This is a genomic window from Nocardia sp. 852002-20019_SCH5090214 (assembly GCF_001665865.1).
GTDB lineage: Bacteria > Actinomycetota > Actinomycetes > Mycobacteriales > Mycobacteriaceae > Nocardia > Nocardia nova.
In genome coordinates this window covers 45546-60836 of sequence record NZ_LZMK01000421.1, presented here as the reverse complement: position 1 = coordinate 60836, position 15291 = coordinate 45546, and the positions used below count along the sequence as shown (strand labels likewise).

The window sequence follows — 15291 nt, the reverse complement described above, 5'->3', positions numbered from 1 at the left end:
CCTACGGGACCGTAACCTACGGTAGTGTAACCAGCATGGCGATCTCGGATGTCAAGGAATACGCCCACCTCACTCCAGAGGATGTAGAAGCGATCGGCGCGGAGCTGGATGCGATCCGTCGCGAAATCGAGGCCTCCCGAGGCGAGAACGACGCCCGCTACATCCGTAACGTGATCCGTTTGCAGCGCGCCCTGGAAATCGGGGGTCGCGCCACGCTGTTCGCCAGTTTCCTGCCGCCGGCCTGGCTGGCCGGCACGGCGATGTTGTCGGCCGCCAAGATCATCGAGAACATGGAGATCGGCCACAACGTCATGCACGGCCAGTGGGACTGGATGAACGATCCGGAAATCCACTCCTCCAACTGGGAGTGGGACAACGCCGGACCGTCGGAACACTGGAAGATCACGCACAACTACCTGCACCACAAGTACACCAACGTGCTGGGTATGGATGACGACATCGGCTACGGCCTGCTGCGCGTGACGCGCGATCAGCGGTGGACGCCGTTCTACCTCGGACAGCCGGTCTACAACCTGCTGCTGCAGATGTTCTTCGAATACGGCGTGGCCATCCAGCATTTGGAGCTGGGCAAGGTCGCGAAGAAGAAGTGGCCGGCCGATTCTCCGGAACGCCGGCAATTCGAGCAGGACCGCAAGGTCGTGCTGAAGAAGGTCGGCAAGCAGGCGGCCAAGGATTATGTGATCTTCCCGCTGCTGACCGGACCGGCCTTCCTGTCCACGCTGACGGCCAATATCACCGCCAATATCGTCCGCAATGTGTGGACCAACGCGGTGATCTTCTGCGGCCACTTCCCCGACGGTGCGGAGAAGTTCACCAAGGGCGATGTGGACAACGAAACGCAGGGCGAGTGGTACCTGCGCCAGATGCTGGGCAGCGCCAATATCACCGGCGGCGCGGTCATGCATTTCATGACCGGCAACCTCTCCCATCAGATCGAGCACCACCTGTTCCCGGACCTGCCGAGCAACCGGCTGCGGGCCATCTCGGTGCGCGTGCGGGATTTGTGCGACAAATACGACCTGCCTTACACCAGCGGCTCGCTGCCGGTGCAGTACGCGAAATCGTGGCGCACCATCATCAAGCTGTCGCTGCCCAACAAATATCTGCGCCGTGGCACCGACGACGCTCCCGAGACCAAGTCCGAGCGCGCATTCGGTGGCATCGGCACGGTCGACCCGGTGACCGGGCGCCGGCGCGGATTGCGCACCGCGCTGAAGGAAGGCAAGCGCCGGGTGGCGGAACGCCGGCAGACGGTCGGCTCGGCCGCCTAGCGATCACCGAACAGAAGGGGCTCTCCGGATTCGATATCCGGGGAGCCCCTTTCGTCTGCCCACGTCCGGGCCTGATTGACTGAACCGGTGTCAACGCAAGAATCCAGCATCTACGACGTGATCCGGCGGCGCCGCGATGTGCGTGCCGAATTCACCGGCGATCTCGTCGACGATGCGACCCTGCTCCGAATCCTCGACGCGGCCCATCGCGCACCCAGCGTCGGCAATTCGCAGCCGTGGGATTTCGTCGTCGTGCGTGACCCGGCGACATTGGCGCGCTTCGCCGCACACGTCGCCGAGAAGCGCGTCGAATTCCGCGATTCGCTGCCACCGGAGCGAGCCCGCACCTTCGAGCCGATCAAGATCGAAGGCATCACCGAGAGCGGCACCGGGATAGTCGTCACCCACGACGACAGTCGCGGCGGCCCGCAGATCCTCGGTCGCGCGACGGTCCCCGAAACCGGTTTGTACTCCACGGTTCTCGCGATCCAGAACCTGTGGCTGGCCGCGACCGCCGAAGGGGTGGGCGTCGGCTGGGTGAGTTTTTACGACGCACCCTTCCTCACCGACTTGATCGAGCTGCCCGCCGGCATTCGTCCCGTCGCGTGGCTGTGCATCGGCCCGGTGCACGAATTCCAGCACACGCCGGATCTGGAACGGTTCGGCTGGCGCGACCGGCGTCCACTCGACGACGCGATCCACTGGGAGCGGTACTAGCGCCCTGCCTACACCCGTTCGAGGACCGCGGACGCGCCATGCCCTCCCGCAGCGCAAATGCCCAGCAGCGCAGTGCTCTTCCCGGTGAGTGCCAGCTCGTTGGCCATGGTCGTCACCATGCGCGCACCGGTGGCGCCGAAGGGGTGGCCGATCGCGATCGAACCGCCGTGCACATTGAGGATGTCCGGGTCGATCTCGCCGACGGCACTGTCGCGGTCCAGCCGGGATTTGGCCCACGCGTCGCTGCCCAGGGCCGACACCACCGAGAGGGTCTGGGCGGCGAAGGCCTCGTGGATATCGACGACATCGATGTCCGACAGGGCCAGCCCTGCCTTGTCGAGCGCCCGCGGCATGGAGATGGCCGGACCGATCAGCACCTGATCGGACGGGTCGACGCTGACGAAACTCCAGGACCGGAAGGCCGCCAGCGGTTCGAAGCCCAGGGCGCGCGCCTTCTCCTCGCTCATCAGCAGCACCGCGGCCGCGCCGTCGGTGAGCGGGCTGGCGTTGCCCGCCGTCACCGTCCCGTCCCGCTCGAAGACCGGGGCGAGGGTCGCCAGCTTCTCGACACCGGTGTTCGCGCGCACGAGTCCGTCGCGAGTGACCGCCTTCCCGTCCGGCGTGGCGACCGCGAGTACCTCCCGGTCGAACCGGCCGGATTCGATCGCCGCCGCCGCGCGATGATGCGAGCGGGCGGCGAAGGCGTCCTGCTGCTCCCGGGTGATGCCGTTGATGCGGGCCATCTTCTCCGCCGACTCCCCCATCACCTCGCCGGTGGTGCGCTCGGCGATCTTCGGCCGGCGCGGCAGCAGATCCGTGAACGGCGCCAGCTGCGCCACCGCGGACAGATAGTCCTTCGGCTTCGGCTTACCCAGGGCCAGCGGCGCGGCCGCGTGCACCATCTTCTGCGGCAGCTTCACCTCGGCATTGCTGGTGGAATCGCTGCCGCCGGCGACCATGATGTCGTATTCCCCGCGTTCGATGGCGGCCGCCGCCGCGGTCACCGCCTGCAGTCCGGAGGCACACGCACGGGTGACCGTGTAGCCCTCGCAGCCGTGGTCGAGTCCCAGATCCAGGGCGATCTCCCGCGCGACGTTGGGCGCCGCACTCGGCAGGATCACCCCGCCCCACACCATCGCCTGCACCTGATTCTTGGGCAGTCCGGTCCGCTCGAGCAGCCCGCCCACCGCCAGGACACCCAGATCGATGGTGTCCATCCGCGTGTAGTCGGTGAAGGCGCGCAGGAACGGGGTACGAGCACCCGCGACGATGACGGCGCGGCGAGAACGCTTGGTGGCCATGCCTTTACAGTAGGACGAGCAAGATGCCGATACAAGATGTCACGGTAATCTCGCCGGCCCGGTGAACGACGAACGGCCGGGGCTCTCGGCCCCGGCCGTCCAGCTCCCGAAAACTCGTTACGTCAGCCTGATCAACCCATAGTCGAAGGCGTGGCGGCGGTAGACCACCGACGGTCGGTCGGTTTCGCGGTCGTGGAAGAGGAAGAAATCGTGGCCGACGAGTTCCATCTGATACAGCGCGTCGTCCACCGACATCGGAGTCGCGGAATGGACCTTGGTGCGCACGATATGCCCCGGCCCGGCGTACTCGCTCGATTCGGTGTCGGCGCGGTCGGCCGGCTCGGATCCGTCGGCGCCAGCGGGCAGGGTGTCCTCGACCAGCGCGGCCGTCGCCTCCGCGACGGAGACGGGTGTCTTCTCGCCGTAGTGCACCCGGCGGCGATCCTTGCTGCGCCGCAATCGGGCCTCGAGTTTGACCACCGCGGATTCCAGTGCGCCGTAGAAACTGTCGGCACAGGCTTCGGCCCGGACCACCGGGCCCTTGCCGCGCGCGGTGATTTCGACACGCTGACAATTCTTGCGCTGGCGGCGGTTTCGTTCATGGAACAGCTCGACATCGAAGAGGTATATCGACGGATCGAAACGTTCCAGACGGGAGAGTCGGTCCGCGACGTGAATGCGGAAATGATCGGGTACCTCGACGTTACGTCCCTTGACCACGACGTCCGCTTCGGGCGTCCGGGGCACATCCGAAATAGTCTGTTCGGCTCCGTTCAGTTCACCGGAACCCAGCTGGGTGCCCGTACCGGTCGAGGGATCTGCTTCTTTCACTGAAGGTCGTGAAGTCGTCACGCGTACCTCCCGGATCTGGCCGCACAACTCCATGTGCGGCGGGTTAGCAACCGCACCGAGCCGACCGGGGAGAGGTTGCGCGGGATTCGGAAAGGGCTTGCAGACTGCCACCCGTGGCCCGCCACTCATGCCGGAATGCTCGGTACGAAGTCGTCCGAGTCGCCACCTCCAAACTCTGGGTTCGGGTGTCAGATCGCTCTGTCAGCAACGCTATTACGCCAACGATCCGTCCGCCACTGTTCACGCAAATTTCTCCCACTCACGCGGCGCATGTCACCATTACGGCCCGCACGTTCAGCCCGGCCAGCGCCAGAACCCGCACCGATTCGGCCGCGGTCGCGCCCGTGGTGAGAACATCGTCTACCAGTACGATGTCGGCGGCCGCGAGGGTCCGCAGGGCCGACGTCGCACCGATGCGGCAGACGAGCCGGCCCGCCAGATTGTCCCGGCGCGCTCGCGCGCTCAGTCCGACGGAGTCGCGCACCTCACCGCGCGCCCACAGCACGGGTGCGAGATGGCAATCGGACAGCCAACCGGTCGCGACGCGCGCCGTCCGCAGGACCGGATCGCCCCCACGACGCCGGGCCGCGACCCGGCGGCTCGGCGCCGGAACCAGAATCAGCGGGCGGCCGGGAGCCCGCAGCAGGCCGATACCGCGGGCCAGGGCCCGGCCCAGCGGTGCGATCAGATCCCGGCGGCCCGATTCCTTGGCCGCCACCACGGCGCGCCGGGCCGGACCCGCGTATCCGCTCAACGCCCAGCACGGCACCCCCGGATCGGTGCGCGGCCATACCCGCATGGGCTCCGCGCTCAGTGTCGCGGCACATTCCCCGCACCATCCGATTCCGGCCGATCCACATCCCCCGCAGTACTGCGGCAGGACCAAATCCAGCAGCGTCCGCATCGGCCCAGTCTGGCCGAGGCCACCGACAGGTAGCGCTCGGGAAAGGTTCACTTGGCCCCGAACCGACGAACGGCCTGGGCATCCGGTTCCGGATTGTCCGGAACCGGATGCCCAGGCCGCGCGCTAGTTGCTGGACGGACCAGAGTTCCCGCCGTCAGTGTGTGCCGATGTGCAGCACCCACCCGCCTGACCCGTCGGGGTCACAAGTACCCTGCGCCGCCCCATTGAGCGCATTGAGGTCCTGCTCCAACGCCCTGGCGCAGTCATATTGCGCATATTCGCCCGTGAACACTGTCCCCTCCGGAGTGGGCAGGTCAGCGGCGTGCGCGACCCCGATACCGACAACAGCAACGGCAAGTGCAGATGTTGCGGCGACAGACAATATGCGGAACATTCGAATCCCTCCCTGAACAAACCCCCGAGCTCGACGAACTCGTCGGGCCGCAGCCGACATTACATCGAGATCCTTTGGAGCACAACGGATTTATGACGCGGATGGATTGTTCAGTCCGGCAGAACCGGCACCGTGTTCGCACCGAGCCCCGGCGTCTCACGCCAAAACCGGTCCGCCGACGGTCCTGTCGACTGCAGTTGCATTACCGCACGTGAATCGGCGGCGTAGAGAATACCGGGGGCAGCACTCACCACGCGGACAGGTGGAGTCAGGTTCTGACTGGACAGTGGCGTCAGCTCCGAACCATCGATGAAGACCGACTCCACCGGGTTCACGTCTCCTTCTCGTGCCAGAACGAGAGAATCAGGAGTGGACCAGTCGATGGATACGGCCGTTGTGCTCAGATCGACCGCCACCGGCCTGGGCGACACCAGTGCGAACTTGCCATCCGGATGCTGAATCACGACAGCGAGGTAAACCTTGCCTCCGGCGATGATCGCTGCACGCGTTCCGTCGCGAGAGATACTGAGATCGGTGATCGGGAGACGGGGCACCGGGTCGGTGCTGTTCGCCTCACCCGAAGTCAGCATCGACGTATCGATGTCCTGCATCGATACGTTGCCGGTGCCGCGATCGTGCGCAACTCGGATCACCCGAGTTCCGTCGACCACCGCCCACGCGGCCTCGCCATTGGAGGTCCATGACGGCCGCGTGATGGTCTCGCCCTGGACGACCGAGAATGTGGAAGCGCCGTCATAGCTGCCGATGATGAGGGTGTGTTTCGGCGCGGGCGCAGGCTCGCCGCTCTCGGCGACCGCGGCGATCAACTTTCCGTCTTCCGACAATCCGACCGACTGCAGATTTCGGGCGGCACCGAAGTATCCGGGCATACGGACGATCTGCCCCTTGGAGACATCCACGGCAACCAGCGAGCCATCCCGCAACGCATGGAGGTTGGACCGATCTCCTGTGGGAGTTGTCGGATTCATTGCACTGACGTCGTCCAACGACCAGCCCACGCCTGCGTACCGGTCGTCCAGCGGCTTGCCGTCGGCGAGTAACACGTAGGGGCCGGGGATATCCGCCCCTGCCAGTGTCAGTACCACCTGGGCTGCCAGCATTTCCTTACCGCGCGCATCAAGAGCCGAGGCACCGGCGAAATCTATGCGTACCCCGCCCAGCCCGACGCCGACGTTATCCGGTTCGCCGTTGGCTTTGGTGATACCTTCGCGCACGCTGACAGGCGGGGCGAGCATATTGCGCACGGCCGGCGCCAGGGTCGGCTGTGGGCCCGCGGCGAGCAGTCCTACCAGCCGCTGCGTCAGTTGGTCCTTCGGGCTCGAGATCCAACGCAACTCGGGAACCATGGTGGTCCCGGGGCTGTTGGCGAAATACAGCGGATACCGACGATACGACTTGTAGAACGCGGAGCTGTCCACTACCACGCCCGGTTCCACCTGGCTGATGCGCCACTCGTCGCCGACCTTGCTCATCTCGATTCTGGTCTCGTACGTATTGTCCTGGGCGCGGAAGGACCCGTCTGCGGCAAGCTCACCCAGTTTTCGCGCTCGGATGCGGTAGGTCGCGGAGTCGTCCGACCTCGACTCCCGAAGGGTGTCGGGTTTGTCGACGATGACGGTGCGCGCACTGTCGTCCCAACCCTCCGCGGCCCCCGGCGTCAAGTACTGCCGCGCCGTTCGATGGTGGTCGGCCGGATCGGCGGTGGCGTCGAGGAAGTCGTGCAGCAACAGATCCGGGTCCCGCCCGGAGGTGGGCGGATGTGGGCCGGTCGACGTCGGCTGACGGTTGAGCGTTCCCAACGCCTGCGGCGCCGAGGAATCCGGCAGATTGGCGCAGCCGGCGAGGACCAGCACGCAGCTGAACAGCGCGGCGAGCAGCGTTGCCAGACGGGTGCGGTTCATGGGTTGATGTCCTCTTTGTCGGCGAGTGCGGAGTCGTCCGAGCCGCCCGCGCTCTCACCCGCCGGCTTCGGCGAGGTCCGCTCGGCCCCCGGTTCACCGTCCGGCGATTCCGAGGCGTCCGCGTCCGGCGGCGTCGTCCGCGCCGACGGCTCGGCATCGGCATCCGCTTCGACGGTACCGGCAACGACCGCGTGACCGTCGAGCCCGTCCGCCGGCGCCCGGCTCGCGGCCGGGTCCGCCGGGTCGGCGAGCGCATCGTCCGCCGGTTCCGCGAGCTCGTCCGCCGCCTCCACCGACCCGGCCGGCAGCTCGGCCAGCCGCCGCTTGGGCGGTTCCAGCGAGAGCGGGCTCGGTCCGAGTTTTCGTCCGCGCACCAGTGGCAGGGTGAGACGGAAGCTCGCGCCCACCCCGGGCTCGCCCCAGGCCTCGAGCCGGCCGTCGTGCAGATTGGCGTCCTCGACGCTGATCGACAGACCCAGGCCGGTACCGCCGGAACGGCGCATCCGCGAGGGATCCGACCGCCAGAAGCGATTGAAGACCAGCTTCTCCTCACCGGGCCGAAGTCCGACACCCTGATCGCGCACCACCATCGCGACGGCGTTGGCGTCGACGTCACCACGCATGCGGATCAGGACCGGTTTGCCCTCGCTGTGGTCGATGGCGTTGGCCAGCAGATTGCGCAGCACGCGTTCGACGCGGCGCGGGTCGACCTCCGCGACCAGCGGTTCCTCGGGCAGGTCCACCACCAGTTCGCAGCCGGCGTCCTTGGCCAGATGCCGGACCGTGGAGACCGCCGCCCGCGCGCACATCCGCACATCCAGCGATTCGATCTGCAATTCGGCCACACCCGCGTCGTGGCGGCTGATCTCGAGCAAGTCGTTGAGCAGACCCTCGAACCGGTCCAGCTCGGTCACCAGCAGTTCGGCACTGCGGGCCAGCGCCGGATCGAGTTCGTCGCTGGATCCGTGGATGAGGTCGGCGGCCATGCGCACCGTGGTGAGCGGAGTTCGCAGTTCGTGGCTGACATCGGAGGTGAAGCGGCGTTGCAGATTGCCGAATTCCTCGAGCTGAGTGATCTGATTGGACAGACTTTCGGCCATCTCGTTGAACGACATGGCGAGTCTGGCCATATCGTCCTCACCCCGGACCAGCATCCGCTCCTTGAGGCGGCCGTCGGCGAAACGTCCGGCGATCCGGGCGGCCGAGCGGATCGGCAACACCACCTGCCGGGCCACCAGCGCGGTGATCGCGGCCAGTAACAGCAGCAGCACGATGCCACCGATCAGCATGGTGCCGCGCATCAGGCTCAGGCTGCGCTGCTCGTTGTTGAGCGGGAAGATCAGATAGACCTCGAGGGTCGGCACCTCCGAGCTCGGGCTGCCGATGATCAGCGCCGGCCCGCGGTAACCGTCCGGATCCGAGATCGTCGCGAACTGATAGCTCACCTGGTTCTGCTGGACGAACCGGCGCAACTCGGCCGGCACCTCCGTGATGGGCCCGGCGGTCACCTCCTGCTGGCCGTCGCCCACCATCGCCAGCGCGACGTTGTAGGTTCCGGCGCCGCCCGCGGACGAACTGCTGCCGGTCGACAGTGCGCGCACGGCGTCCTGCAGCCGGACCGCCTGGGTGCTCGAATCGGAAACGCCCGTCAACTGCGCCTCGACGGTATTGCGAGCGCGGCTCATCTCCTCAACGGCCGCATTGACTTTCGCGTCCAGGAGGCGGTCGGTGATCTGACTGGTCAGCACCACACCGAGGATCGTGATGACGATCAGCGACAGAGTGAGCGTGGAGACCACCACGCGCAACTGCAACGATCGCCGCCACGTGTGGCCCAGCGATTCTCCGACGGATTTGAACCAGGCCACCACGGCTGCCAGCAGCCGCTCGACGCGGCTTCTGGAGCCTGCGATCACGGCGGTCCGGCCTTGTAGCCCACGCCACGAACGGTCAGCACGATCTCAGGGTTCTCGGGATCCTTCTCGACCTTGGCCCGCAGTCGCTGCACGTGCACGTTCACCAGGCGGGTGTCGGCCGCGTGCCGGTAACCCCACACCTGCTCGAGCAGCACCTCACGGGTGAACACCTGCCGCGGTTTGCGCGCCAGTGCCACCAGCAGATCGAATTCGAGCGGAGTCAGCGATATCTGCTGACCGCTGCGGGTCACCTTGTGGGCCGGTACGTCGATGACGATGTCGGCGATCGACAGGAGTTCGGCCGGCTCGTCGTCGGTACGGCGCAACCGCGCCCGCACCCGCGCGACCAGCTCCTTCGGCTTGAAGGGTTTGACGATGTAGTCGTCGGCACCCGATTCCAAGCCCAGGACGACGTCGACCGTGTCGGTCTTGGCCGTCAACATCACGATCGGCACACCGGAATCGGCGCGCAGCACCCGGCACACGTCGATACCGTTCATGCCCGGAAGCATGAGGTCGAGCAGCACCAGATCCGGGCGTAGCTCCCGGACCGCGGTGAGCGCCTGCGTGCCGTCGCCGACCACATGGGGGTCGAAACCCTCGCCGCGCAAGACGATCGTGAGCATCTCGGCGAGCGCCATATCGTCGTCGACGACCAGAATCTTCGGCTTCATAATTACTATGTTGTCATCTCTCCGGCTCGGAACGGGCAACCACGCCAACACTGGTTACATTACCGACGCACATGCCACCCTATCGGCCAATCATTTCCGCCAGTCGTTCGGTGAGTCGGACCGGATCGTCCTGCGGCGCATGGACCCACCACGGCCCGTGCCACCGCGATTCGGCCAACACACGATAGACCGCCGCCGTACGTTCCTGCAGCGATATATCCCGTTCGTAGGCGTCGAGCGCGCGTGCCGTGTCGAGTTCACCTCGGCGCCGGGCGCGTTCGACCGCCAGCTCGGTCGGCACGTCGAGCAGTATCTGGATATCGGGGACCGGCAGTTCGAACCGGCCGAACTCCAATTCCGCTACCCACGAACTCGTTTCGCCGTCCGCCTGCTCGCCGGCCCGCGCGGCGCTGTAGGCGGCATTGGAGGCGACATACCGATCGAGCAGCACAATATCGTTGTCCACCAACAGTTTCGACAACTCGTCGCGGGCCTCGGCGCGATCCAGGGCGAAAAGCAGCGCCATCGCGCTCACGGATGCGGCCACATCGCCGTGCCGGCCGCGCAGGGCCTCGGCCGCGAGATCCGCGTGGATCGACCGGCCGTAGCGCGGGAAGGCCAGCGTCTCCACGCGCAGACCGCGGTCGCGCAGGCCCGCGACGACGGCGTCGATCAACGTCCGCTTACCCGCGCCGTCGAGGCCCTCTACCGCGATGAGTGCACCCATAACGTGCAGGTTACAGCTTTTGCGTCCGCCCTGTTCCACGCACCCGCCGCGCGTTATCGGAAACGTCGACGTTTCAGAAGACGCTACTTTTGGGGGCATCGCACCGGATAACGGCCGCGACGCCGCGCGGGATCAAGGAAGCGTCCCGAAAACAGGAAGGCGCCCATGCTCATCACTCGTGTATTACGTACCGCCGCAGCGACTCTCGCGATCACCGCGGGCCTCGCCGCCGGTGTCGCGACGGCCGCACCGCTCCCGCTCGAGCCCGCCGCCCCGGTCGCGGGCACCTCCGGAAGTGCGGATTCGGCCACCGACGGCGGCGCCGGCAGCAGCCTCATCGACCTGTTGAAACTGCTCGGCGACATCAGCCACGGGTGCACCCCGGGCACCGTCTGCGCCGCCGCGACGGCAGCCCGGACCCCGGAGGCGAACACCGCGATCGCCGACACGCCGCTCGGATCCGGCTCGGCGAGCGGTTCGAACGAGCCGGGCTCGGTGCTGTGCTGGTTGCTGCACCCCAGCCCCACCTGCCAGATCTGAGCGTCGCGGCTCACGAGACGGTTGTCCCGTCGAAGCGAAAGCTTCTGCGGGACAACCGTTTCCGCACTCAGTACCGGTAGTGCTCCGGCTTGAACGGGCCCTCGACGTCCACGCCGATGTACTCGGCCTGGTCCTTGGTCAGCTTGGTGAGGGTGCCGCCCAGCGCCTCGACGTGGATGCGGGCGACCTTCTCGTCGAGCACCTTCGGCAGGCGGTAGACCTCGTTGTCGTACTGCTCCGGCTTGGTCCACAGCTCGATCTGCGCGATGACCTGGTTGGAGAAGCTGTTGCTCATCACGAACGAGGGGTGGCCGGTGGCGTTGCCCAGGTTCAGCAGCCGGCCCTCGGACAGCACGATGATCGACTTGCCGGAATCGAAGGTCCACAGGTCGACCTGCGGCTTGATGTTCAGCTTGGTGGCCCCGGAGTTCTCCAGCGCGGCCATATCGATCTCATTATCGAAGTGGCCGATATTGCCCAGGATCGCCTGATCCTTCATCGCCTTCATGTGGTCCAGGCCGATGATGTCCTTGTTACCGGTCGAGGTGATCACGATGTCGGCATCGGCGATCGCCTGCTCGACGGTGACGACGTCGAAACCGTCCATCAGCGCCTGCAGCGCGTTGATCGGGTCGATCTCGGTGACCTGCACGCGCGCGCCCTGGCCGGCCATCGACTCCGCGCAGCCCTTGCCCACATCGCCGTAACCGCAGATCAGCACCTTCTTACCGCCGATCAGCACATCGGTGCCGCGGTTGATGCCGTCGATCAGCGAATGCCGGGTGCCGTACTTGTTGTCGAACTTGGACTTGGTGACCGAGTCGTTGACGTTGATCGCGGGGAAGGTCAGCTCACCGGCGGCGGCGAACTGGTACAACCGCAACACGCCGGTGGTGGTCTCCTCGGTGACACCCTGCACCGATTCGGCGATCGCGCTCCACTTGCCGGCGTCGGCGGCCAGGCTCGCGCGCAGCAGGTTGAGGAATACCTTGTATTCGGTCGAATGCGACTCGTCCTCGGGCGGGACGACCCCCGCCTTCTCGAACTGGGCGCCGCGCAGCACCAGCATGGTGGCGTCACCGCCGTCGTCGAGGATCATGTTGGCGGGCTCGCCCGGCCAGGTCAGCATCTGCTCGGCCGCCCACCAGTACTCCTCCAGGGTCTCGCCCTTCCAGGCGAAGACCGGGGTGCCCTTGGGCTCGTCGACGGTGCCGTGCGGGCCCACCACGACCGCGGCGGCCGCGTGATCCTGGGTCGAGAAGATGTTGCACGAGGCCCAGCGCACCTGCGCACCCAGTTCGACCAGGGTCTCGATCAGCACCGCGGTCTGGACCGTCATGTGCAGCGAACCGGAGATGCGCGCACCCTTCAGCGGCTGCACCTCCGCGTACTCGCGGCGCAGCGCCATCAGACCGGGCATCTCGTGTTCGGCCAGTCGAATCTCCTTGCGGCCGAACTCGGCCAGCGACAGATCCGCCACCTTGTAGTCGATGCCGTTGCGGACATCGGGAGTCAGGTTCGTCTGAGCGGAAAGTTCTGAGGTCGTCATGCGCCTGGATCAGCCTCTCGGTGGATGTCGGTTCGACAACTCAGGCTAGTCGCTCGCACGCGTTCGGTGTACGCCGACGGGGTGCGGCCGCCGAGCCGGATCGTATTCCGGTCCCGGCCGTGCCGGTGCTCGCCCGGCCGACCGTGCGCACAGCCGACCGCACATCACCGGCGCCAGACGTATCGGACCTGGGGACGCCCGGCGCGGCCGTAGTCCGATCGGCGCTCCACTACGCCGTCGGCCGCCAGCTGCTCCAGATAACGCCATGCCGTCACCCGCGAAACCCCCACGGCGCGGCCGGTTTCGGTCGCCGAGAGCCCGGCCGGCGTCTCGCGCACCGCTCGGGAGATCTCCTGAAGTGTCTGCGGGGCGATACCTTTCGGCGCGGACGCCTTCGGATCGGTGGTACGCAGCGCGCTCAATGCCCGATCGATGTCGTGCTGGGTCAGTGTCGAATCATCGGCCGGCAGCGCGGCCCGGAATTCCAGATAGCGCTCGAGTTTGTCCCGGAAAGCCGCGAATGTGAACGGTTTCAGCAGATACAGCGCTATCCCGTGCGCGACCGCGGCACGCACCATCTCGAGGTCGCGCGCCGAGGTGATGGCGATGACATCGGGTCGCGGGCGCAGCCGGGCCAGGGCGGCGGTCACCTCGAGCCCGCCGATATCGGGCAGTCCCAGATCCATCAGCACCAGATCGATCGGAGTTCCCGCGGCGGCAGCGTGCGTCGCCGTGCGGATGGCGTCGCGGCCGGTGGCGGCGACCCCCACCGGCTCGAATCCCGTCACCCGCGCGACATACGAGTGATGCGCCTCGGCGATGCGCGGTTCGTCCTCCACGATCAGCACCCGAATCGGCTGGCCCGTCATCGCACCGGAATCCTCACCACGACAGCGGATTCGGGACTTCGCTCGGCCCGCAGCGAGCCACCGTATCGGGTCACCAGCCGCCACACCAGCGCCAGGCCGAGGCCGTGATGTTCGGCCTTGGTCGAATATCCCCGCTCCATCGCCCGGGCGAAGGTCTCCTCCGACATTCCCGGGCCGCTGTCGGCGACCCTGACCACCAGCGCCGATGCCTCCGAGCGGACCGTCACCTCGACCCACGCGTCGGGATTCTGCGCCACCGCGTCCACCGCGTTGTCGACGAGGTTCCCGACCAGGGTTACCATTTCCTGCGGGGTCAGCGGGGCGGCGGATTCCAGCGCAGTGTCGTCGGCGACGGTCAGCTCCACTCCGCGCTCGATGGCCCGGTCGACCTTGCCGAGCAGCAGTGCCACCAGTACCGGCTCGTGGACCGCATCGGTCAGGCGGTCGATCAGCGCCTGGGACAGCTGTAGCTCGGCCGTCGCGAAATCGACGGCTCCGGCGACATTGCCCAGTTCGACCATGGTGATCACCGCATGCAACCGGTTGGCCGCCTCGTGCGCCTGTGCGCGCAGCGATTCCGCCAGACCGCGCGCGGAGTCCAACTCACCCATGATGTCGCGCAATTCGGTGTGGTCACGGATGGTGAGAACGGTGCCGAGACGCCGCCCCGCCCAGGAGACGACGTCCTGATTGACCACCAGCACCCGCGCCGCTGTCACGTGCATCTCGTCGCGGATCACGGTCGCGTCGAGGCGCCGCAGCGAGACCGGCAGATCGGCGCGTCGCACCGGGCCGTCCGGGAGTTCGAGCAAGCGTCTGGCCTCGTCGTTGACCACCGCCGCCGCCTCGTCGTCGCGGTCGAACACGATCAGGCCCTCGTGCACGGAGTGCAGCACCGCGTCGTGATGTTCGTAGAGCGTCCGCAGTTCGGCCGGACCCAGTCCCTGGGTCTGGCGCAGCAGCCGGCGGCGCAGCAGCAGTGCGCCCAGGACGGCCAGCAGCAGACCGGCGCCGGCCGCCCCGAGGATCAGCGGCAGCTGCGCACTCACCTGATCGCCGATGCGGGCGCGGGTCACGCCCGCCGAGACCAGCGCGACGACCCGGCCGGTGTCGTCGACGACGGGTGTGACCGCCCGGATCGACGGGCCCAGCGTCCCGGTGTAGGTCTCGGTGAACGTCTCACCGGCCAGCGCCCGATCGATGTTGCCACTGAACGGCTGTCCGATCCGGCTGACATCGGTATGGGTGTACCGGGTGCGGTCGGGGGCCATCACCACGATGAAGTCCACTCCGGTCCGCTGCCGGATCCGTTCGGTCACCGGCTGCAGCACGGCCGTGGGATCCGGCGTCCGCACGGCGGCCGCCGTGGAAGGCGCCTGCGCGAGGGCCACCGCGATGCCGGTGACCCGCCGGGCCGTCGCATCGTCCTGTTCCCGGCGCACCTCCCACACCGCCAGCGCCGATCCGACCGCTATCACCACCACCAGGACCGCCAGCTGCACCACGAAGACCTGGCCGGCCAGGGTCATGCCCCGTCCACGTCCGGCGGTCCGGCCTCTCGCCCGCAACGGTCCTCCCGTGAACGAAACGTACGTAATGGTGACCGAGGTCACGGTCACCCCCATCATCACAGT

The 15291-nt window shown here is 67.0% G+C and carries 13 protein-coding genes; 3 read left to right on the top strand and 10 right to left on the bottom strand.

The genetic code is table 11. The features are described 5' to 3' along the window. Positions 1-35 precede the first annotated feature (35 nt). Together A5780_RS36425 and bluB are read left to right on the top strand one after the other, a co-directional pair. Complete coding sequence (locus tag A5780_RS36425; protein WP_064911287.1) at positions 36-1292, top strand: fatty acid desaturase; 1257 nt, start codon at positions 36-38, stop codon at positions 1290-1292. A gap of 87 nt (positions 1293-1379) precedes the next feature. Next, the gene (gene bluB / locus A5780_RS36420) at positions 1380-2009 is read left to right on the top strand and encodes a 5,6-dimethylbenzimidazole synthase (protein WP_030515028.1); all 630 of its coding nucleotides are present in this window, start codon (positions 1380-1382) and stop codon (positions 2007-2009) included. 8 nt (positions 2010-2017) lie between these two features. On the opposite strand, the gene A5780_RS36415 is transcribed toward bluB, so the two are convergent. From A5780_RS36415 to A5780_RS36380, 7 genes are all read right to left on the bottom strand, one after another. After that, on the bottom strand, positions 2018-3310 hold the full coding sequence (locus A5780_RS36415; protein WP_063010774.1) for an acetyl-CoA C-acyltransferase: 1293 nt from the start codon (positions 3308-3310) through the stop codon (positions 2018-2020). Between the two features lie 117 nt (positions 3311-3427). Beyond that, the gene (hpf, locus tag A5780_RS36410) at positions 3428-4087 is read right to left on the bottom strand and encodes a ribosome hibernation-promoting factor, HPF/YfiA family (protein WP_369829573.1); all 660 of its coding nucleotides are present in this window, start codon (positions 4085-4087) and stop codon (positions 3428-3430) included. Positions 4088-4421: 334 nt separating this feature from the next. Beyond that, a complete protein-coding gene (locus A5780_RS36405; RefSeq protein ID WP_104364032.1) occupies positions 4422-5066 on the bottom strand; it encodes a ComF family protein in 645 nt (214 codons plus the stop codon). Positions 5067-5570: 504 nt separating this feature from the next. Beyond that, positions 5571-7382 (bottom strand): MtrAB system accessory lipoprotein LpqB, encoded by a 1812-nt coding sequence (lpqB, locus tag A5780_RS36395; protein WP_063010778.1) that lies wholly within the window; start codon positions 7380-7382, stop codon positions 5571-5573. Beyond that, positions 7379-9298: an MtrAB system histidine kinase MtrB gene (gene mtrB, locus A5780_RS36390; protein WP_082940371.1), complete on the bottom strand. Its 1920-nt coding sequence runs from the start codon at positions 9296-9298 to the stop codon at positions 7379-7381. The genes lpqB and mtrB overlap by 4 nt, the downstream gene beginning before the upstream one ends. Continuing rightward, positions 9295-9972 carry an MtrAB system response regulator MtrA gene (gene mtrA, locus A5780_RS36385; RefSeq protein ID WP_030515021.1) on the bottom strand — a complete coding sequence of 226 codons (678 nt, stop codon included), beginning with the start codon at positions 9970-9972 and terminating at the stop codon, positions 9295-9297. Before mtrA ends, mtrB begins: the two co-directional genes overlap by 4 nt. 79 nt (positions 9973-10051) lie before the next feature. Continuing rightward, on the bottom strand, positions 10052-10699 hold the full coding sequence (locus A5780_RS36380; protein ID WP_063018901.1) for a dTMP kinase: 648 nt from the start codon (positions 10697-10699) through the stop codon (positions 10052-10054). Between the two features lie 165 nt (positions 10700-10864). On the opposite strand from A5780_RS36380, the gene A5780_RS36375 reads away from it, so the two are divergent. Further along, positions 10865-11239 (top strand): hypothetical protein, encoded by a 375-nt coding sequence (locus A5780_RS36375; protein ID WP_064911286.1) that lies wholly within the window; start codon positions 10865-10867, stop codon positions 11237-11239. 67 nt (positions 11240-11306) lie between these two features. On the opposite strand, the gene ahcY is transcribed toward A5780_RS36375, so the two are convergent. The 3 genes from ahcY to A5780_RS36360 form a co-directional block, all read right to left on the bottom strand. Beyond that, the gene (gene ahcY / locus A5780_RS36370) at positions 11307-12788 is read right to left on the bottom strand and encodes an adenosylhomocysteinase (protein WP_063018889.1); all 1482 of its coding nucleotides are present in this window, start codon (positions 12786-12788) and stop codon (positions 11307-11309) included. Between the two features lie 164 nt (positions 12789-12952). Then, a complete protein-coding gene (locus tag A5780_RS36365) occupies positions 12953-13657 on the bottom strand; it encodes a response regulator (protein ID WP_064901691.1) in 705 nt (234 codons plus the stop codon). After that, positions 13654-15186 carry an ATP-binding protein gene (locus A5780_RS36360; RefSeq protein WP_064911285.1) on the bottom strand — a complete coding sequence of 511 codons (1533 nt, stop codon included), beginning with the start codon at positions 15184-15186 and terminating at the stop codon, positions 13654-13656. Before A5780_RS36360 ends, A5780_RS36365 begins: the two co-directional genes overlap by 4 nt. Between the last annotated feature and the right edge of the window lie 105 nt (positions 15187-15291).

Coding starts and splice junctions, on each gene's coding strand:
- A5780_RS36415 (WP_063010774.1), bottom strand. CDS start 3,310: ATGGCCACCAAGCGTTCTCGCCGCGCCGTCATCGTCGCGGGTGCTCGT.
- mtrA (WP_030515021.1), bottom strand. CDS start 9,972: ATGAAGCCGAAGATTCTGGTCGTCGACGACGATATGGCGCTCGCCGAG.
- A5780_RS36405 (WP_104364032.1), bottom strand. CDS start 5,066: ATGCGGACGCTGCTGGATTTGGTCCTGCCGCAGTACTGCGGGGGATGT.
- A5780_RS36375 (WP_064911286.1), top strand. CDS start 10,865: ATGCTCATCACTCGTGTATTACGTACCGCCGCAGCGACTCTCGCGATC.
- A5780_RS36360 (WP_064911285.1), bottom strand. CDS start 15,186: ATGACCCTGGCCGGCCAGGTCTTCGTGGTGCAGCTGGCGGTCCTGGTG.
- ahcY (WP_063018889.1), bottom strand. CDS start 12,788: ATGACGACCTCAGAACTTTCCGCTCAGACGAACCTGACTCCCGATGTC.
- A5780_RS36365 (WP_064901691.1), bottom strand. CDS start 13,657: ATGACGGGCCAGCCGATTCGGGTGCTGATCGTGGAGGACGAACCGCGC.
- lpqB (WP_063010778.1), bottom strand. CDS start 7,382: ATGAACCGCACCCGTCTGGCAACGCTGCTCGCCGCGCTGTTCAGCTGC.
- A5780_RS36380 (WP_063018901.1), bottom strand. CDS start 10,699: ATGGGTGCACTCATCGCGGTAGAGGGCCTCGACGGCGCGGGTAAGCGG.
- A5780_RS36425 (WP_064911287.1), top strand. CDS start 36: ATGGCGATCTCGGATGTCAAGGAATACGCCCACCTCACTCCAGAGGAT.